This is a genomic window from Paracoccus thiocyanatus (assembly GCF_900156255.1).
In the GTDB taxonomy this organism is placed as follows: Bacteria; Pseudomonadota; Alphaproteobacteria; order Rhodobacterales; family Rhodobacteraceae; genus Paracoccus; species Paracoccus thiocyanatus.
In genome coordinates this window covers 235,664-252,891 of record NZ_FTMK01000001.1, presented here as the reverse complement: position 1 = coordinate 252,891, position 17,228 = coordinate 235,664, and the positions used below count along the sequence as shown (strand labels likewise).

Here is a 17,228-nt window from a genome sequence, read left to right as displayed (position 1 = left end):
AGACCGCGGGGATGCACGGCCGATGGCGCGCTGTCTTGCGCGTGGGGGGCCGTGGCAATGATCTGCTGCATCCGAGTCATGCCCAGACTATAAGACCCGCGCCACCTGATTGAAAAGGCAAAAAACGCCCCGCGGCATTTTCCCGCCCTGCCGCCTGCGGGGGCGATGCCGCCCCGCGCCGCCGCCTGCTTTCACCGTTTTCCAAATACTCCTGCACCCGTGCCGCCGGCCCGGCAGTTCAAAGCGCGCGCCAGCCGATGTCGCGGCGGCAGAAACCCTCGGGCCAGTCGATGCCGTCGACCAGCGCATAGGCGCGGGCATGCGCCTCGGCCAGGGTCGCGCCGCGCCCGGTCGCGGCCAGCACCCGGCCGCCGGCGGCGACGATCCGGCCGTCCTGCCGCGCCGTCCCGGCGTGAAAGACCATGCGGAAACTGTCCTCGGGCAGGGCGTCCAGCCCGCCGATCGCGCTGCCCTTCGCATAGCTGCCGGGATAGCCCTTGGCGGCCAGGACCACGGTCAGCGCATGGTCGTCGGCCCAGCGGACCGCCATGGTCCCCAGCCGGCCCTGGGCGCAGGCCAGGATCAGGTCCAGCGCCTGCGCACCCAGCCGCATCATCAGCACCTGGCATTCCGGGTCGCCGAAACGGACATTGTATTCCACCAGCCGCGCCCGGCCGTCCCGGATCATCAGCCCGGCATAAAGCACGCCCTGGAACGGCGTGCCGCGCCGCGCCATCTCGGCCACGGTGGGGCGAACGATCTGGGCCATGACCTGGTCCTGGATCGCTTGCGTCAGCACCGGGGCGGGGGAATAGGCGCCCATGCCGCCGGTATTCGGCCCGGTATCGCCGTCGCCCACGCGCTTGTGGTCCTGGGCGGTGCCGATGGGCAGGCAATCCACCCCGTCGCACAGGACGAAGAAGCTGGCTTCCTCGCCCTCCATGAATTCCTCGATCACCACCTCGGCCCCGGCCGCGCCAAAGGCGCCGGCAAAGGCGTCGTCGATGGCGGCGATGGCCTCGGCCTCGGTCATGGCGACGGTCACGCCCTTGCCGGCGGCCAGCCCGTCGGCCTTGACGACGATGGGCGCGCCCTTCTCGCGGATATAGGCCCGCGCCGGCTCGGCCGCGTCAAAGCGCGCCCAGGCGGCGGTGGGCGCGCCGCAGGCGTCGCAGACCTCCTTGGTAAAGGCTTTCGACGCCTCCAGCATCGCCGCCGCGCGGGATGGGCCAAAGACCAGAAGGCCGGCGGCGCGCAATGCGTCGGCGACGCCGGCGGCCAGCGGCGCCTCGGGGCCGATCACCACCAGGTCGATGGCGTTTTCTTCGCAAAAGCCGATCACGTCCGGGCCGCACAGGATGTCCAGATCCGCCAGCCGCGCCAGCGGCTCCATCCCGGCATTGCCGGGCGCGACGAACAGCCGGTCGCATTTCGGGTTCTGCCGGATCGCCCAGGCCAGCGCATGTTCGCGCCCGCCGCTGCCGAGGATCAGGATGTTCATGCGAAAAGGCCCCCTTGCGAATGTCTTGCGCCTTCTAGGAACTGGCCCGGCCCGGATCAATCCCCCAAGCCCCTTGATCCCGCGCGCGCCCCGCGCCACAACCGGTCCATGGAGCTTTTCGAAGACACGCCCGCCAGCAACGCCCATGAATTCACCGTTTCCGAAATCTCGGGCGCGGTGAAGCGGGTGATCGAGGGCGAGTTCGGCCGCGTCCGCGTGCGCGGCGAGATCGGCCGGGTTTCGCGCCCCTCCTCGGGCCATCTTTATTTCGACCTCAAGGACGAGCGCGCCTGCATCGCCGCCGTCACCTGGAAGGGGCAGGCCGCGCGGCTGTCCACCCGCCCCGAAGAGGGCATCGAGGTCATCGCCACCGGCCGGCTGACCACCTTTCCCGGCCAGTCGAAATACCAGCTCATCGTCGACGAGATCGAGCCCGCGGGCGCCGGCGCGCTGATGATGATGCTGGAAAAGCGCCGCAAGGCGCTGGCGGCCGAGGGGCTGTTCGACGAAGCGCGCAAGCGGCCGCTGCCCTATCTGCCGCGGGTGATCGGCGTCGTCACCTCGCCCTCGGGCGCGGTGATCCGCGACATCCTGCATCGGCTGCGCGACCGTTTCCCGACGCGGGTGCTGATCTGGCCGGTGGCGGTGCAGGGCGAGGGCTGCGCGCCGCAGGTCACGGCCGCGATCCAGGGCTTCAACGCGCTGCCCCAGGGCGGGGCGATCCCGCCGCGCCCCGACCTGATCATCGTCGCCCGCGGCGGCGGCAGCCTGGAGGACCTGTGGGGCTTCAACGAGGAAGCCGTGGTCCGCGCCGCCGCCGAAAGCGCGATCCCGCTGATCTCGGCGGTGGGGCATGAAACCGACACCACGCTGATCGACTTTGCCGCCGACCGCCGGGCGCCGACGCCCACCGCCGCGGCCGAGATGGCGGTGCCGGTGCGCGCCGACCTGGCCGCGCGCCTGGCCGAGATCCGGGCCCGGACGATGCGCGCCGCCCAAGGGGGCAACCAGCGCCGGCGCCAGCGGCTGGCCGACCTGGGCCGGGCGCTTGGCCGGCCGCAGGCGCTGACCGATCCGGCCCGGCAACGCTTCGACCTGTTCGCCGAGCGGCTGGAGCCGGCGCTGCGCGGTTTCGTCCGCGCCCGCCGCGACCGGCTGAATGCGCTGCCGCTGTCGCTGTCAGCGCTGCGCGCCATGCTGCGCAGCCGGCGCGAGGCGTTGCAGGCGCAGGGCCAGCGGCTGCCGCTTTGCCTTGCCCGGCTGGGCCGCAGCCGGGCCGAGCGCCTGGCCGATCTGGGCAGCCGGCTGGAGCGCGCCCGCGCGCGGATGCTGGCCGATGCCGGGCGCCAGACCCGGCGCGACCGCGACATGCTGGACCGGCAGGCCGCAAGGCTTGCCGCCGCCGCCGCGCGCATGCTGCCGCCGCGGCGCGAGGCGCTGGAGCGGCTGGACCGGCTGCGCCAGACCCTGGGCTATCGCGAGACGCTGCGCCGCGGCTTTGCCGTCGTCCGTGGCCCCTCGGGCCTGCTGACCGATGCGGTCAAGGCGGCGCAGACCCCGCGCTTCGAGATCGAGTTCCTGGACGGCCGCATGGCGGCGCGCCCCGACGCGCCCCCCGACGCATCCCCGGCCAAGCCCGCCCGCAAGCCGCGCGAGCCCAAGGGGCAGAAATCGCTTTTCTAGGCGGCCCGGCCCAGGGCAGGGCAGGCGGATGCGAAAAACCGCCGCGCGGGCAGGGCTTTTCTCTGGCGGCGCGATGACCTATCTGCGGCATGAAGCGCAAGGAAGGCACCCATGGCCAAGATCACTTACATCGAGCATAACGGCACCGTCCACGAAATCGACGTCAAACCCGGCATGACGGTGATGGAGGGCGCGCGCGACAACGGCGTGCCCGGCATCGACGCGGATTGCGGCGGCGCTTGCGCCTGTTCGACCTGCCACGTCTACGTCGCACAGGACTGGGTCGACCGGCTGCCCGCGAAGGACCCGATGGAAGAGGACATGCTGGATTTCGCCTGGCAGCCCGATCCGGTGCGCTCGCGCCTGACCTGCCAGATCAAGGTGACGGAAGAGCTTGACGGGCTGGTGGTGAACCTGCCCGAACGGCAGATCTAGGCGCCCGGCTTGCCCGTCCCTGGGGCGGCAGGGGCGTTGGCGCGCAGCAGATTTCTCATGAACTCGGCGAAGATGCTTTCGGCAAGATCGCGGGTCGAGCGGGCATCGCCGTCGAACCAGGGATCGGTGCTGCGCGTCAGGAACATCATGTTGCCGCCCTTGACCAGGCAATGCAGCATCATGGTGGACAGTTCGATATCGGCATCCTCGGACAGGATGCCAAGCTGCTGCGCCTCGGTCAGCTTGCGATGGTAAAGGTCGCGCATCGAACTGGTATAGCGATGCAGCGCGCTGTCGGGCCTGATCGGGCCGCATAGCCCGTCCACCAGCAGTTTGAACAGGGTCGGGTTGGCTTCGGCCCAGGCCAGATAGCTATGCGCGATCGAATGCAACTGTTCGATCGGGTCGCTGGTATTGGCGCCGATCACCCCTTCGCGCAGCGCATCGTTCAGCAGCGTCACGGCGTGATAGACCAGCCCTTCGCACAGGTCTTCGCGCGACTGGAAGATATCGCGGATTTCCTGGGCGCTGGCCTTGCCATAACCGGCCAGTTCGGCCGGATCGTCTGGAAGACGGCCGTTACCCTCCAGGTAGTCCTGGGCGGCAAAGATCAAGCCTTGATAGATGTTGCCCCGGCCTTCCATCAGCCGCCCCCGAAACCGTTCGGCACAAATCTAGCAGAGTTTCGGCAATGCGAAAGTCCGTAATCCACCCGATGCGGACGGATTACCCATCGGCGCGGGACTGGCGCTTGCGTTCATGCGGGTCCAGGTAGCGCTTGCGCAGGCGAATGCTTTTCGGCGTGACCTCGACCAGCTCGTCATCGTCGATATAGGCGATGGCCTCTTCCAGCGACATGCGCACCGGGGGCGTCAGCCGCACCGCTTCGTCCGTGCCCGAGGCGCGCACGTTGGTCAGCTTCTTGCCCTTGAGCGGGTTCACTTCCAGGTCGTTGTCGCGCGAATGCTCGCCGATGACCATGCCCTGATAGACCTGTTCCTGGGCGCCGATGAACATCTTGCCGCGCTCTTCCAGGTTCCACAGCGCATAGGCCACCGAAACCCCGTCCTCCATGGAAATCAGCACGCCCTGGCGGCGGCCCTGGATCGCGCCCTTATAGGGGGTCCAGCCGTGGAAGATGCGGTTCAGCACGCCGTTGCCGCGGGTATCGGTCATGAATTCGCCGTGATAGCCGATCAACCCGCGCGAAGGCACATGCGCGACGATCCGGGTCTTGCCGACCCCGGCCGGGCGCATGTCCACCATCTCGCCCTTGCGGTCGCCGGTCAGCTTTTCGATCACCACCCCGGTATAGTCGTCATCCACGTCGATGATGACTTCCTCGACCGGCTCCAGCCGCTGGCCGTCCTCGTCGCGGAAGATGACGCGGGGGCGCGAGATCGACAGTTCGAACCCTTCGCGGCGCATGTTCTCGATCAGCACGCCCATCTGCAATTCGCCACGGCCCGAGACGACAAAGGCGTCGCCGCCGGCCGTATCCTCGACCTTGATGGCGACGTTCGATTCGGCCTCTTTCATCAGCCGCTCGCGGATCACCCGCGACTGGACCTTGTTGCCGTCGCGCCCGGCCAGCGGGCTGTCGTTGATGCCAAAGGTGACGCTGATCGTCGGCGGATCAATCGGCTGGGCGGGCAGGGGGCTGTCCACTTCGGGCGCGCAAAGCGTGTCGGCCACCGTGGCCTTGGTCATGCCGGCGATGGTCACGATGTCGCCCGCCACCGCCTCGTCGATGGGCTGCTGGTTCAGGCCGCGGAATGCCAGCACCTTGGAGATGCGGAACTGTTCGATGCGCGCGCCGTCGCGCGACAGCGCCTTGATGGTATCGCCGGCTTTCGCGCGCCCGGCCTCGACCCGGCCGGTCAGCACACGGCCGATGAAGGGGTCGGCGCCCAGCGTGGTCGCCAGCATCTGGAACGGCTCGTCCTGGCGGGCGACTTGCTTGGGCGGATTGACATGGCGCAGCACCAGGTCGAACAGCGCCGACATGCCCTTGCGCGGCCCCTCCAGCGTCTCATCGGCCCAGCCGCCGATGCCCGAGGCGTAAAGATGCGGGAAATCAAGCTGTTCGTCGCTGGCGCCCAAGTTGGCGAACAGGTCGAACACCTCGTCCAGCGCCTTGTCGGGATCGGCTGCGGGCTTGTCGACCTTGTTCAGGATCACGATGGGCCGCAGCCCCAGCGCCAGCGCCTTGGAGGTGACGAACTTGGTCTGCGGCATCGGGCCTTCGGCGGCATCGACCAGCAGGCAGACCCCGTCCACCATGCTTAGAATGCGCTCGACCTCGCCGCCGAAATCGGCGTGGCCGGGCGTGTCCACGATATTGATGCGCGTGCCCTGCCATTCGACCGAGGTCGCCTTGGCCAGGATGGTGATCCCGCGTTCGCGTTCGATGTCGTTGCTGTCCATCACCCGCTCGGCCACGGCCTGGTTTTCGCGGAAACTGCCCGATTGCCTTAGAAGCTGGTCGACCAGCGTGGTCTTGCCATGGTCGACATGGGCGATGATCGCGATATTGCGGATGTCCATAGGTGGCCTTTGTCAGAATTTGCGCCCCCGGTAACGCACGGGGGCGCGAAAGGCCAGCACCAATCGACGTCAGCGCAGGCCCAGCATCCCCAGGATGAACAGCACCACGACGACAAGGCCGACGAGATAGATGATCGAATTCATGCCAGTTTCCTTCCTTGGGCTGGCCGGGCGGGGCATCCGTCCGGTTGCAGGCTGTCGCAGAAGAACCCGCCGCAGCCCCCAGGGTTCCAGGCCCGGACCGCTCACTCCTCTGGGCGCGCCAGCGATTCGATCAGCGGCCGGACGCCGGAAAGGTCGTATCCGGCGCGCGCCGCCGTCTGGATCAGGTCCGAAACCGGCTCTTGCCCCGCCCGCGCCAGGGCCCAAAGCACGGTCGAGCGGTTTCCCGACCGGCAATAGGCCAGCTTGGGGCCGGGATCGGCCAGCGCCTCGGCCTGGGCCGAGATCATCTGCGGCGTGATCTGGCCCGGCGTAAAGGGATTGAAGTGATACCGCATTCCCGCCGCCTCGGCCGCCCTGCGCATCGCCTCGTGATCTTCGCCCGGACCCGTTTCGTCATCGGGGCGGTTGTTGATCAGCACGCGAAAGCCGGCCTGTGCCAGGGCCGGCAAGTCCTCGGGGCGGATCTGGCCGGCGACGGCAATATCCGGGGTCAGTTGGCGCAGGTCCATGCGGAACTCCTTGGGCTGTCGATCGGGTTCGGACGGCGAATCGTTCCGTTCTAGCCTTGTGTCATGCGCTGCGGCAAGACGCCGCTAGCCCATGGCGGCCGTCTCCTCGACCAGCAGCGGCAGATGCGCGAAATCGTCGAAAGTGCCGTTATGCACCATCTTGTCGACCGGGGTCTTGCGATAGCCGCGGGTGAACAGCAGGAAGGGAACGCCGGTATTGCTGGCGCATTCCTCGTCGAATTCGCTGTCCCCGACATAGACGCCGCGCGGATTGGCGGGATCGGCGCCCAGCCCGACGAAGACCGCCCGCAACGGCGCCGGATCGGGCTTGCGCTGGGGCAGGGAATCGCCGCCCACCACCGCGCCGAAAAGCTGCGCGATGCCGAAATGATCCAGGATCGCCCGCGTCGGTCCCAGCGGCTTGTTGGTGCAAAGCCCCAAAGGATAGCCCCGGTCGGCCAGGACCCCCAGGGTTTCGGCGACATTGGGGTAAAGCCGGGTCAGCCCGGTCGCGTCGTGATAGCGGGTCATGAACGATGCGACCAGGTCGCGATGCGCTTCGACCGGCAGGCCGGCGGTGGTGATGACGCGCCGCCACAACAGGTCGACGCCGCCGCCGACGAAGCCGCGCACCTGGTCAAGCGTCAGCGGCGCCACCCCGTGCAGGCGCAGCACGGCGTTCACGCAGGCGTGGATGTCGGGCACGCTGTCGATCAGCGTTCCGTCCAGGTCGAAGACCACGGGGCAGGGGGCAAGACAGACGTTCATTCACACCTTCCATTTGATGGAGCAGCCCATCGAGGGCACTTGTTCGCGCGGGCCTTGCCCGGTTTCGGCGATCTGGGCCATGGCCTGGAACAGCTCGCGCGGGGCATCGGCCGGCGCGGGGTTGCGGCCCGATGCGTCCAGCCGGCCGCGATACTGCAATTCGCCGGCGGCATTGTAGCCAAAGAAATCCGGCGTGCATTCGGCGCCATAGGCCCGCGCGACCGCCTGGCTTTCGTCATAGAGATAGGGAAAGGTGAAGCCGTGCTTCTCGGCCTCGGCCTTCATCTGCTCGGGGCCGTCCTGCGGGTATTCGGCCACATCATTGGCCGAGATCGCCACGACGCCCAGCCCAAGCTTTTGCAATTCGGCGGCGTCGCGCTGGATGCGGTCGATGACCGCCTGCACATAGGGGCAATGGTTGCAGATGAACATCACCAGCGTGCCGCGCGGCCCGGCTATGTCGCCGAACGAGAACATGCGACCATCGGGATCGGGCAATGTGAAATCGGGTGCGCTTGCCCCAAAATCGCAAACCGGGGGACGAACGGCCATGAAACCTCCCTGCTCATGATCGCCGCTTGCGGCGGCTGCGGATATTGACGTGGATTCGTCCCGGCAGACTAGGATGCGCGCGCGCGAAAAGAAAGCGTTTCCATCGGATATGGATAATCAGTCGCATCCGCGGCTTGCAGCCCGGCGCCGTGGGATGCGCCCAGCCGGCGGGTGGGATGACGGAGTTTTGTTACATAATTCCGATTATCGGAAATATCAGCACAGATGCGCCGCCCTGCACCGGCGCGCGAGCGCCTGGGTCCGCGGGGCGCCGTCATATAAACTCATGCCGGCTGAATTCTTTTCGCAGCCCGGCGGCGGAAATATGGATTACACCCTGCCTTGAAGTTGGCAGCCCGAAAATCCCGCGGCGACAGCATGGCGCGCCTGTCCGACCGGCCGCACGCGCCCCCAGGACATGCCGGGCCGCCCCTGGAAATCGTCAAAGCCGCTGCATGCGGTTGGAGGAATACATGGACAAGACATCCGATCAGCCGCGCGAAAAGGTTCTTCTGGCATCGGTCATGGCGGCGGCGTCGAACCCCGGCTGGCTGACCAGCGACCGGGTCGAAGCCCTGGCCGGAGGTCACGGGATGCTCAACATCCCCGTCGTCGCGGTCTGCAACGTGATCGCGACCGAACTGCGCCGCGGCGTCAGCCCCGAGGTGAAATTCGCCGATGCCGTCCATCAGCCGATCGACGACCTGCTGGCCAAGGCGATCCAGGTGGCCAAGGACGGCGGCGCGGACGGCGCCAATGCGGCGCTGATCGCGGCCACCATCCTTTATCTGGCCGGGGCGAATGCCCAGGTCGGCATCCCGGCCGGCAACCGCAAGCTGGGCTCTTCGGCGCGCATGATCGCGGGCGTCAGCCGTTCGGGCCTTGCCGCGGTGCCGACGGCCAAGATGAACAACAAGATCTCGGGCTTCGCCGCGGTCTCGGCAGTCTATGACGCGATGATCAAGGGTGAGCTGTCGCCCATCCAGGGCCGCGACATCCCCGAAGGCGTCGGCGGCGGCGTGATGGTCGGCCACGGCGCGCTGGGAGAGGATTTCATCTTTCCCGGCATGGCGGAAAAAGGCGCGGCCGTCGGCACCAAGGCGATGATGGACGCCATGTCCGGCGCCGGCATGCCCAGCCAGAAATTCCTGTCGGCCCTGTTCGGCGCCGCAGCCATCCTGGAAATCATCCATCCCGACGCCGATGTGCGCGAGGAATACGGCCCCTATGGCAAGGTCACCAGCGCCTATGTCGCGGGCATGTCCGCCGTGCGCACCGCCGGCCTGCCCGAAAAGCTGCATGTCCGCATCACCGGCAAGGAAGTCGATACGGCCAAGCTGATCGGCGATCTGGGCCTGATCCTCAAGGATATCGGCGGGCCGACCGTCATCGGCATCATGGCGCTGGACGAAATCGTCTCGATCTTCGAGGAAGGTCTTGCCGGCGCCGGCGCCGGTCCGGTCAACCCGCCGCTGGGCCATGTCTGCGGCGATGCGGTGATCGCGCTTTTGTGCCTGCTGGAGGACGGCTCGACCGAACAAGGCGTGGCCAAGGCCCTGCGCGAACGGCGGCAGGCCACCAGCTTCGACCCCGACACCGCGATGATCGCCATGAACATCATCGGCCGCAAGGCGACGCAGGTTTGCAACGGGCCGGTGACGAATGCGATGATCCTGTCCTCGACCCCGGTGCTGACGCGGGTGCTTTATGACCGCGCCTGCCGCACCTATGACGATCTGTCCGCGGGCAAGAGCCTGGGCGACATCGTGCGCGAACTGGATCATGAACGGCAATTGCTGGTCGAAAGGCGCGGCGCCGAGGCGCTGACCAAGGCCAAGGGCAAGACCGTCAAGGTGCATTTCACCAAGATCGCCAAGGGCGCGCGCCGCTCCAGCAAGATGGCGGCGCGCTGGCTGGCCTTTGACCCGGCGCTGGATGCCGAGGTGACGCTGGGCGACGAGACCATCCACATGGAAGGCATCATCAACCGCGTCGTGCCCGAGGTCGCGCAGGGCATCGGCCGCGAGCGTGCGCCGTTCCTGTCGGCGCTGGCGCCCTTTGCCAGCGAGTTGCTGTTGGCCGGAAACGTGATCATCAACGTCACCGTTCCCGCCGTCGTGGCCGCCGCCATGGGCCGGATGTCGCCTTCGGACGCGGCGCTCGAGGCGCAGTCGGCGGGCATCATCTCGGCCGGGATCCCCGGCACCAAGGCCAAGGCCGAAGCCGCCGCCCTGGTCGCGGTCGACACCCTGGCCCTGTGATGGCGGATACCGGCGTCATCCTGCTGATGGCCCAGATCGACGACGCGCCCGGCGAATTGCTGGGGCGCGTCGTCACGCAGATGGCCGATATGGGCGCGCGCAACGTCCAGCTTCTGTCGAGCCTGGGCAAGAAGGGGCGGCCGGGCTATGTGCTGCTGATCGACATCGAGGCCGGGGACGAGGCTGAATTTGCCCTGCTTCTGGCCTCGGAACTGGGGATCTGGGGCTATCGCGTGCTGCAATCCCAGCACAAGCATTTCGACATCCGCCGCTATCAGACCCGGCTGGAGCTGCGCTGGAACGGCACCAGCCGCCGCTTTCCCTTGCGCATCAAGCGCATCCTTAGCGACGGCGCGTTCATGCGCGCCAAGGCGGAACATGACGACCTGGCGGCGATCTGCGCCGCCATGGTCGAGGACAGGCCCGTCGCGCTGGCGGTGCTGAAGGCGGCGGTCGAAACGGCGGTCGGCAGCCAGGAGCCGCCCGAAACCCTTGCGGTCGATCTGGACGACCCGGCCCGCTAAGCTTGGGCGCGAATGAAAAGGAACGCGCAGATGCATATCCATCTTGACGCCCTGGGCGGCGTGGCGGGCGACATGTTCGTGGCCGCCCTGCTGGATGCCTGGCCCGAACTGGCAGGTGAGGTGCAGGCCAATCTGCTGCTGGCCGGGCTAAAGGCCAATGTCGATGCCCAGGCCCTGCCCCATGACGACGGCGTGCTGACCGGCCACCGCTTCGTCGTGACCAAGGACGGCAAGACCGACGCCCAGGCCGACGACCACCACCACGACGACCACGACCACGGCGATCACCACCATCACCGCGACGACCACGGGCATGATCACCACGGCCATCACGCGGGGCATGACCACCACCACCACCATCCGCACCACGACCATGGGCACCATCACCACCACACCCATTGGCGCGATCTGCGCGCCAGCCTTGCCGCCAGCGCCCTGCCCGAACCCGTCAAGCATACCGCCATCGGCATCTTCCACGAACTCGCCATGGCCGAGGCGCAGGTCCATGGCAAGGAACTGGACGCGGTCGCCTTTCACGAGGTCGGCAACTGGGATTCCATCGCCGATATCGTCGCCGCCGCCACGCTGATCGTGGGCACGGGCGCAAGCAGCTGGTCGGTCGGCGCGCTGCCGCTGGGCCGGGGCTGGGTCGAAACCGACCATGGCCGCCTGCCCGTGCCCGCCCCGGCGACGACGCTGCTTTTGCAGGGCTTTGCCATATACGACGACGGCCATCCGGGCGAGCGCGTCACCCCGACCGGCGCCGCCATCCTGCGCTACCTGGCGCCTGCCCCCGGCATCGGCGCCAGCCCGCGCCGGCTTGCGCGCAGCGGCATCGGCTTCGGCACCCGCCGCTTTCAGGGCATGAGCAATGTGCTGCGCGTCCTTGCCCTGGCCGAGGTCGAGGCCGAGCAAGGCCGGACCGACGACCGCGTCGGCGTCATCCAGTTCGAGATCGACGACCAAAGCGGCGAGGAACTGGCGGCGGCACTTGACCAGATCCGCGCCGACCCGGCGGTGATCGACGTGACGCAAAGCCTTGCCATGGGCAAGAAGGGCCGGATGATGGCCGCCGTCCAGGTGCTGACCCGGCCCGAGGCGCTGACCCCGGTCGGCGAGCTTTGCTTCCGCCAGACCACCACCCTTGGCCTGCGCAGCCGGATCGAGACGCGTGCGATCCTGCCGCGCCGCGCCGTGATCACCCAGGGCGGCATCCGCGTCAAGCTGGCCGAGCGCCCCGGCGGCACCACCGCCAAGGCCGAGATGGACGATGCCGCAACAGCCGACAGCCAGAAGCAGCGCGCCGAGATGCGCCGCGCCGCCGAAGCCCAGGCATTGCAGGAAAAGGTAAAAAGCTGATGCAAACCGCAGATTTCCTGGCCCGGCTGCACGGGGTCTTCGACAGCGCCCGGCCTGCCGCCGTGGCCGTTTCCGGCGGCGTCGACAGCATGACGCTGGCCTATGTCGCGCATCGGGCGATGGGCGGGGACGTGACCATGTTCCATGCCTCGTCCCCCGCCGTGCCGCAGGCGGCGACGACGCGCATCCGCGACTATGCCCTGCGCCACGGCTGGCTGTTGCGCATCGTGGACGCGGGTGAGTTTTCAGATGAACAATATCTTTCAAACCCGTCTAATCGCTGCTTTTTCTGCAAATCCAACCTTTATGGGACGCTGGCCGGGCTAACGGAAGCGCAGCTTTTCTCGGGCACCAACATGGACGATCTGGGTGACTGGCGTCCCGGCCTGAAAGTGGCAAAGGCCAACCATGTGCGCCACCCCTTCGTCGAGGCGGGCATGACCAAGGCCGATGTGCGCGCCATGGCCGCCGCGCATGGGCTGGACGATCTGGCCGAGATGCCATCGGCCCCCTGCCTGTCTAGCCGGATCGAAACGGCCTTGCGCATCGAGCCCGAGATGCTGCGCGCGGTGGACGGGGTGGAAACCCTGTTGCGGGCCGAACTGGCGCCCCAGACCGTGCGCTGCCGCGTCCGCGCCGCCGGCGTGGTGGTCGAGCTTGACCCCGCCGCCCTGTCGCGCCTGTCCCCGGAACGCCGGCAAGCCCTGACCGGCGAAATCCGCGCCGCCTTCGGCCAGGACAGGCCGGTCATGTTCCAATCCTACACGCGCGGCAGCGCCTTTCTACGCGAGCAAGCCACATGAGCGAGGAAATCCGGCTGGACTTCCAGCGCCCCGAACGCGTCGGCTTCGACGAGGCCATCCTGTGCGCCCGCAAGTCGGACGCGCAGCTGGTGACGATCATGGACCGCGTGCTGGAACAGGGTGAAAGCTGCCTGATGACGCGGCTGGAACCCGAGGTGTTCGACCGCTTCCCGGCCCATCACCGCGCGCGGGTCGATTACGATGCCGTATCGCGCATGGGCTATTTCAACTGGAGCCGGCCAAGGACGACCGGACCGGCGCAGATCGCCGTGGTCTCGGCGGGCAGTTCCGACATGCCGCAGGCGGCCGAGGTCATCCGCACCCTGACCTATTTCGGCGCGGCCACGCGGCAGTTCATCGACATCGGGGTGGCGGGCCTGTGGCGGTTGCTGGGCAATGTCGAGGAATTGCAGAAATTCCCGGTGATCGTGGCCATCGCCGGCATGGACGGCGCCCTGCCCAGCGTGCTGGGCGGGCTGGTGCCGGGGGTGATGATCTGCCTGCCCACCTCGACCGGCTATGGCGTCTCGCATTCCGGGCAGACGGCGCTGAACGCGGCGCTGGCCTCGTGCGCGCCGGGGCTGACGGTGGTCAATATCGACAATGGCTATGGCGCGGCCTGCGCGGCCTATCGGGCGCTGAACATGATCCGCCAGGCCGCCGGCCTGGCGCAAGGGTGCTGAAGCCGGAAAGCGCAGCCTGACACGGCTGCGCTTTCCGGGCGATCATTGCCCGATCACCTTCTTCCACTCGCGAATGGAAACGGTTTGGAAAAGGCCGGCCTGCGCATAGGGATCCTGCGCGCCCCATTGCCGGGCGGCGTCAAGGCTTTCATGCTCGACCACCAGGATGCTGCCGCAGGGTTTCTGCCCCTCGTCAAGCAGCGGCCCGGCGATATAGACGCCGGGGGTTGAATTGAGCCAGTCCAGATGGGCCGGACGATTGGCCATGCGGATTTCCAGCGCATCCGGCCTGTCGGTGCAGATAAAAGCGAACAGCATGAGTTTTCTCCTGTTTCTGGGGTAAGGGATGACCGGGACGGTCCCGGCCGGGTTGACGATAGGTCCGGGTCAGCCGGACGGTCCGGCGGCGCTGCGCACCAGCATGTAGACCGCGACCAGCACGACCAGGGCGGCAAAGCCCATGTTCAGGTTGCCCTTGCGCGCCGCCAGGTGCCGGGCCAGCCGCGCGCCCAGCATGCCGCCCAACACGCCGCCGCCCACGAAGACCAGCGCCAGCGGCCAGTCCACATAGCCCGACCGCGCATAGTTCAGCGCCGTGGTCAGGCCGAAGGCCGCCACCGCCACCAGCGACGAGGCGATGGCGTTCAGGATCGGCATCCCGGTCGAGGCGATCAGCCCCGGCACGATCAGGAACCCGCCGCCGATGCCGAAAAAGCCCGACAGCATGCCGGCTCCCGCGCCAAAGCCCATGACCTTGGGCAGCCGATCGGGGGTGCATTCCATCCCTGCCCTGCCCCGGTCGGCGCGGCCCCGGAACATCAGCACGGCCACCACCAGCATCAGGATCGAAAACAGAAACAGCAGCTTCTGTCCGTCGATGGCCTTGCCGATGGTCGAGCCGATATAGGCCCCGATCACCCCGGCCAGGCTGAAATACAGCGCGCAGCGCCATTTGACGTGGCCGTGCCGAGCGTGATGGAAAAGGCTGCTGGCGGCATTGGCGGCCACGGCGACGGCGCTGGTCCCGATGGCCATATGCGCGCCCGGCACGCCGACCAGATAGACCATCAGCGGCACGGCCAGGATCGAGCCGCCGCCCCCGAACAGCCCCAAGGTCAGCCCGACAAGGCCCCCCGACAGGGTGCCCAGCCCGTATTGCAATGGCTCAAGCGCAACCACGTTTCGACCTCCGCCCCGGCTTCAGTCCTGCACCGGGGCAAGGCGCGGCTTGACCAGCAGCTCGCGGCCCCTGAGCATCGCGCGCCAATAGACCGGCGGCAGGATCTTTTCCTTCAGCAGCCAGGCCAGGCGGCTGGGCTTGCGGTCGTCGATCAGCCATGCCGGAAAGCTGGGAAGCCGCTTGCCGCCATAGCCGAACTCTGCCAGCACGATCTTGCCGCGCTCGACCGTCAGCGGGCACGAGCCGTAGCCGTCATAGACGGCGGGGTGCGGCGTCTGGATCCGGCCCATGTCGCGCAGCAGGTTCACGGCCACGATGGGCGCCTGTTTCCGGGCGGCGGCGGCGGTCTTGGCATTGCCGGTCCCCAGCACGTCCCCCGCGCCGTAGATGTCGGGGAAACGCGCGTGGCGCAGGGTCTCTCCATGCACGTCAAGCCAGCCTGCCTTATCCGCCAGGACCGAGCTGCGGATGAAATCCGGCGCGACCTGCGGCGGCACGACATGGATCATGTCGAAGCGACGCTCGACCAGTTGCGTGTCGCCATCCGGCCCGGTCGTCTGGAACCAGGCGGTGCGGGCATCGCCGTCGATCCGTTTCAAGCTGTGGCCAAAGCTCAGCGAGATGCCATAGCGCCGGACATATTCCATCAGCGGCGGAACGTAGTCGGCGACGCCGAACAGCGCCTGCCCGGCATTGAGGAACTCGACACGGGTATCGCCCAGCGTCCCGGCGCGTTCCCATGCGTGGCAGGACAGATACATGGCCTTTTGCGGCGCGCCGGCGCATTTGATCGGCATCGGCGGCTGGGTGAACAGCGCCGTCCCGCCCCGGCGCTGGCGCACCAGGTCCCAGGTATAGGGCGCAAGGTCGTGGCGATAATTCGAGGTCACGCCATTGCGGCCCAGGGACTGGGCCAGGCCCTCGATCCCCTGCCAGTCAAGCTTTAGTCCGGGGGCGACCACCAGCTTGTCATAGCCGATGCGGCGCCCGTCCGAGAGGATCACCTGCCGCGCCTCGGGCGCGAAGCCCGAAACGCGTGCCTCGATCAGGCTGGCGCCGCGCGGGATCAGCGAAGCCAGTTCGCGCCGGGTCTGGTCGGCTGTAAAGACGCCGCCGCCGACCAGCGTCCAGCCCGGCTGGTAGAAATGCTCGGGCGCCGGATCGATCAGCGCGACGTCGATATCCTTCCTGCGCGCCAGCAGGCTGGACGCGACCGCGATGCCCGCAGCCCCCGCGCCGACGATGACGATCTGGTGGTGATGTGCAACTGCGCGATCAGGATCAGGCATAAGTCCTCCCATGGTCGGATAGCGACCTTGTCTCGTGGTTTTCCTTCAGGGGACGGCCGCCTCCCCCTCGCGGCCGCGCCCCTGCGGTCAAAGTTCGTTCAGCGGCACCTTGAGATGACGGCGGCCACTTTCATCGGGCTTGGGAAGGGCGCCGGCCTTCATATTGACCTGAAGCGAGGGGATGATCAGGCGCGGCATCGCCAGCGTGGCGTCGCGGGCCTCGCGCATGGCGACGAATTCGTCCTCGGTCACGCCGTCGCGGACATGGATATTGTGGGCGCGCTGCTCGGCCACGGTGGTCTCATTCAGGATATCGCGCCCGTTGGGGCCGTAATCGTGGCACAGGAACAGCCGGGTTTCCGGCGGCAATTCCAGCACCCGGCGGATCGAGCGGTAAAGTATCCGCGCGTCGCCGCCCGGAAAATCCGCCCGCGCCGTGCCCCCGTCCGGCATGAACAGCGTGTCGCCCAAGAAGGCCGCATCGCCGATCACATAGGTCAGGCAGGCCGGCGTATGGCCCGGTGTGTGCATGACGCGGCATTCCAGCGTGCCGATGCGGAAGCTGTCGCCGTCGCGGAACAGTCGGTCGAATTGCGAGCCGTCGCGGCAAAACTCGGTGCCCTCGTTGAAGACCTTGCCAAAGGTTTCCTGCACCACGGTGATCTGGTCGCCGATGCCGATCTGGCCGCCAAGCGCCTGTTGCAGATAGGGCGCCGCGGACAGGTGGTCGGCATGGACATGGGTTTCCAGCAGCCATTCCAGCCGCAACCCCTGCTCGCGCACACGGGCGATGATGCGGTCGGCGGAATCGTAGGACAGCCGGCCCGACGCGTAATCCATATCCAGAACGGAATCGATGACCGCGCAGGCCGCCGAGGCGGGGTCGCGAACGATATAGGAGAAGGTGTTCGTCGGCGGATCGAAAAAGGCTTCGACCTGGGGCGATGACGTCATTATGTCCTCCATCGT

17 protein-coding genes are annotated in these 17,228 nt (G+C 67.6%); 7 read left to right on the top strand and 10 right to left on the bottom strand.

Annotated elements, in window-relative coordinates:
- Positions 1-238: 238 nt before the first annotated feature.
- Positions 239-1,501 carry a phosphoribosylamine--glycine ligase gene (gene purD, locus F3H32_RS01190; protein WP_149763657.1) on the bottom strand — a complete coding sequence of 421 codons (1,263 nt, stop codon included), beginning with the start codon at positions 1,499-1,501 and terminating at the stop codon, positions 239-241.
- Between the two features lie 108 nt (positions 1,502-1,609).
- Between purD and xseA the strand changes: the two genes are divergently transcribed.
- Both xseA and F3H32_RS01180 read left to right on the top strand, forming a co-directional pair.
- The gene (gene xseA / locus F3H32_RS01185; protein ID WP_149763655.1) at positions 1,610-3,184 is read left to right on the top strand and encodes an exodeoxyribonuclease VII large subunit; all 1,575 of its coding nucleotides are present in this window, start codon (positions 1,610-1,612) and stop codon (positions 3,182-3,184) included.
- Positions 3,185-3,295: 111 nt separating this feature from the next.
- The gene (locus F3H32_RS01180; protein WP_115755558.1) at positions 3,296-3,619 is read left to right on the top strand and encodes a 2Fe-2S iron-sulfur cluster-binding protein; all 324 of its coding nucleotides are present in this window, start codon (positions 3,296-3,298) and stop codon (positions 3,617-3,619) included.
- Here the strand turns inward: F3H32_RS01180 and F3H32_RS01175 are convergent.
- The 5 genes from F3H32_RS01175 to F3H32_RS01155 all read right to left on the bottom strand — a co-directional run bounded on the left by F3H32_RS01175 (position 3,616) and on the right by F3H32_RS01155 (position 8,160).
- Complete coding sequence (locus F3H32_RS01175) at positions 3,616-4,263, bottom strand: TetR/AcrR family transcriptional regulator (protein ID WP_149763653.1); 648 nt, start codon at positions 4,261-4,263, stop codon at positions 3,616-3,618. The genes F3H32_RS01180 and F3H32_RS01175 overlap by 4 nt on opposite strands.
- An 82-nt stretch (positions 4,264-4,345) precedes the next feature.
- On the bottom strand, positions 4,346-6,166 hold the full coding sequence (gene typA, locus F3H32_RS01170) for a translational GTPase TypA (RefSeq protein WP_149763651.1): 1,821 nt from the start codon (positions 6,164-6,166) through the stop codon (positions 4,346-4,348).
- Positions 6,167-6,411: 245 nt separating this feature from the next.
- Complete coding sequence (locus F3H32_RS01165) at positions 6,412-6,840, bottom strand: TIGR01244 family sulfur transferase (protein ID WP_149763649.1); 429 nt, start codon at positions 6,838-6,840, stop codon at positions 6,412-6,414.
- A gap of 84 nt (positions 6,841-6,924) precedes the next feature.
- Positions 6,925-7,608: a phosphoglycolate phosphatase gene (gph, locus tag F3H32_RS01160; RefSeq protein ID WP_149763647.1), complete on the bottom strand. Its 684-nt coding sequence runs from the start codon at positions 7,606-7,608 to the stop codon at positions 6,925-6,927.
- Positions 7,609-8,160 (bottom strand): thioredoxin family protein, encoded by a 552-nt coding sequence (locus F3H32_RS01155; RefSeq protein WP_149763645.1) that lies wholly within the window; start codon positions 8,158-8,160, stop codon positions 7,609-7,611.
- Between the two features lie 473 nt (positions 8,161-8,633).
- Between F3H32_RS01155 and F3H32_RS01150 the strand changes: the two genes are divergently transcribed.
- From F3H32_RS01150 to larB, 5 genes are read left to right on the top strand one after another with little or no spacing between them, the layout of a single operon-like run.
- Positions 8,634-10,421, top strand: a complete 1,788-nt coding sequence (locus F3H32_RS01150; protein WP_149763643.1) for a hypothetical protein — start codon at positions 8,634-8,636, stop codon at positions 10,419-10,421.
- Positions 10,421-10,945, top strand: a complete 525-nt coding sequence (gene larC, locus F3H32_RS01145) for a nickel insertion protein (protein WP_149763641.1) — start codon at positions 10,421-10,423, stop codon at positions 10,943-10,945. The genes F3H32_RS01150 and larC overlap by 1 nt, the downstream gene beginning before the upstream one ends.
- 30 nt (positions 10,946-10,975) lie before the next feature.
- Positions 10,976-12,304 (top strand): LarC family nickel insertion protein, encoded by a 1,329-nt coding sequence (locus F3H32_RS01140; RefSeq protein ID WP_149763639.1) that lies wholly within the window; start codon positions 10,976-10,978, stop codon positions 12,302-12,304.
- Positions 12,304-13,107, top strand: a complete 804-nt coding sequence (locus F3H32_RS01135) for an adenine nucleotide alpha-hydrolase family protein (protein WP_149763637.1) — start codon at positions 12,304-12,306, stop codon at positions 13,105-13,107. The genes F3H32_RS01140 and F3H32_RS01135 overlap by 1 nt, the downstream gene beginning before the upstream one ends.
- Positions 13,104-13,790, top strand: coding sequence for a nickel pincer cofactor biosynthesis protein LarB (gene larB, locus F3H32_RS01130; protein ID WP_149763635.1), 687 nt, complete (start codon positions 13,104-13,106; stop codon positions 13,788-13,790). Before F3H32_RS01135 ends, larB begins: the two co-directional genes overlap by 4 nt.
- Positions 13,791-13,832: 42 nt before the next feature.
- Here larB and F3H32_RS01125 read toward each other — a convergent pair whose 3' ends face one another.
- The 4 genes from F3H32_RS01125 to F3H32_RS01110 form a co-directional block, all read right to left on the bottom strand.
- Positions 13,833-14,108 (bottom strand): YciI family protein, encoded by a 276-nt coding sequence (locus tag F3H32_RS01125; protein WP_115756109.1) that lies wholly within the window; start codon positions 14,106-14,108, stop codon positions 13,833-13,835.
- Between the two features lie 69 nt (positions 14,109-14,177).
- Positions 14,178-14,969 carry a sulfite exporter TauE/SafE family protein gene (locus F3H32_RS01120; protein ID WP_149763633.1) on the bottom strand — a complete coding sequence of 264 codons (792 nt, stop codon included), beginning with the start codon at positions 14,967-14,969 and terminating at the stop codon, positions 14,178-14,180.
- Between the two features lie 21 nt (positions 14,970-14,990).
- Entirely contained in the window at positions 14,991-16,259 is a 1,269-nt protein-coding gene (locus F3H32_RS01115) for an NAD(P)/FAD-dependent oxidoreductase (RefSeq protein ID WP_316700425.1), read from the bottom strand.
- 87 nt (positions 16,260-16,346) lie between these two features.
- Complete coding sequence (locus F3H32_RS01110) at positions 16,347-17,213, bottom strand: MBL fold metallo-hydrolase (protein WP_223191307.1); 867 nt, start codon at positions 17,211-17,213, stop codon at positions 16,347-16,349.
- Positions 17,214-17,228 lie beyond the last annotated feature (15 nt).

Bases quoted from the DNA above. Each gene is read 5' to 3' on its own strand.
- purD (WP_149763657.1), bottom strand. From the start codon at position 1,501: ATGAACATCCTGATCCTCGGCAGCGGCGGGCGCGAACATGCGCTGGCC.
- xseA (WP_149763655.1), top strand. From the start codon at position 1,610: ATGGAGCTTTTCGAAGACACGCCCGCCAGCAACGCCCATGAATTCACC.
- F3H32_RS01180 (WP_115755558.1), top strand. From the start codon at position 3,296: ATGGCCAAGATCACTTACATCGAGCATAACGGCACCGTCCACGAAATC.
- F3H32_RS01175 (WP_149763653.1), bottom strand. From the start codon at position 4,263: ATGGAAGGCCGGGGCAACATCTATCAAGGCTTGATCTTTGCCGCCCAG.
- typA (WP_149763651.1), bottom strand. From the start codon at position 6,166: ATGGACATCCGCAATATCGCGATCATCGCCCATGTCGACCATGGCAAG.
- F3H32_RS01165 (WP_149763649.1), bottom strand. From the start codon at position 6,840: ATGGACCTGCGCCAACTGACCCCGGATATTGCCGTCGCCGGCCAGATC.
- gph (WP_149763647.1), bottom strand. From the start codon at position 7,608: ATGAACGTCTGTCTTGCCCCCTGCCCCGTGGTCTTCGACCTGGACGGA.
- F3H32_RS01155 (WP_149763645.1), bottom strand. From the start codon at position 8,160: ATGGCCGTTCGTCCCCCGGTTTGCGATTTTGGGGCAAGCGCACCCGAT.
- F3H32_RS01150 (WP_149763643.1), top strand. From the start codon at position 8,634: ATGGACAAGACATCCGATCAGCCGCGCGAAAAGGTTCTTCTGGCATCG.
- larC (WP_149763641.1), top strand. From the start codon at position 10,421: ATGGCGGATACCGGCGTCATCCTGCTGATGGCCCAGATCGACGACGCG.
- F3H32_RS01140 (WP_149763639.1), top strand. From the start codon at position 10,976: ATGCATATCCATCTTGACGCCCTGGGCGGCGTGGCGGGCGACATGTTC.
- F3H32_RS01135 (WP_149763637.1), top strand. From the start codon at position 12,304: ATGCAAACCGCAGATTTCCTGGCCCGGCTGCACGGGGTCTTCGACAGC.
- larB (WP_149763635.1), top strand. From the start codon at position 13,104: ATGAGCGAGGAAATCCGGCTGGACTTCCAGCGCCCCGAACGCGTCGGC.
- F3H32_RS01125 (WP_115756109.1), bottom strand. From the start codon at position 14,108: ATGCTGTTCGCTTTTATCTGCACCGACAGGCCGGATGCGCTGGAAATC.
- F3H32_RS01115 (WP_316700425.1), bottom strand. From the start codon at position 16,259: ATGCCTGATCCTGATCGCGCAGTTGCACATCACCACCAGATCGTCATC.
- F3H32_RS01110 (WP_223191307.1), bottom strand. From the start codon at position 17,213: ATGACGTCATCGCCCCAGGTCGAAGCCTTTTTCGATCCGCCGACGAAC.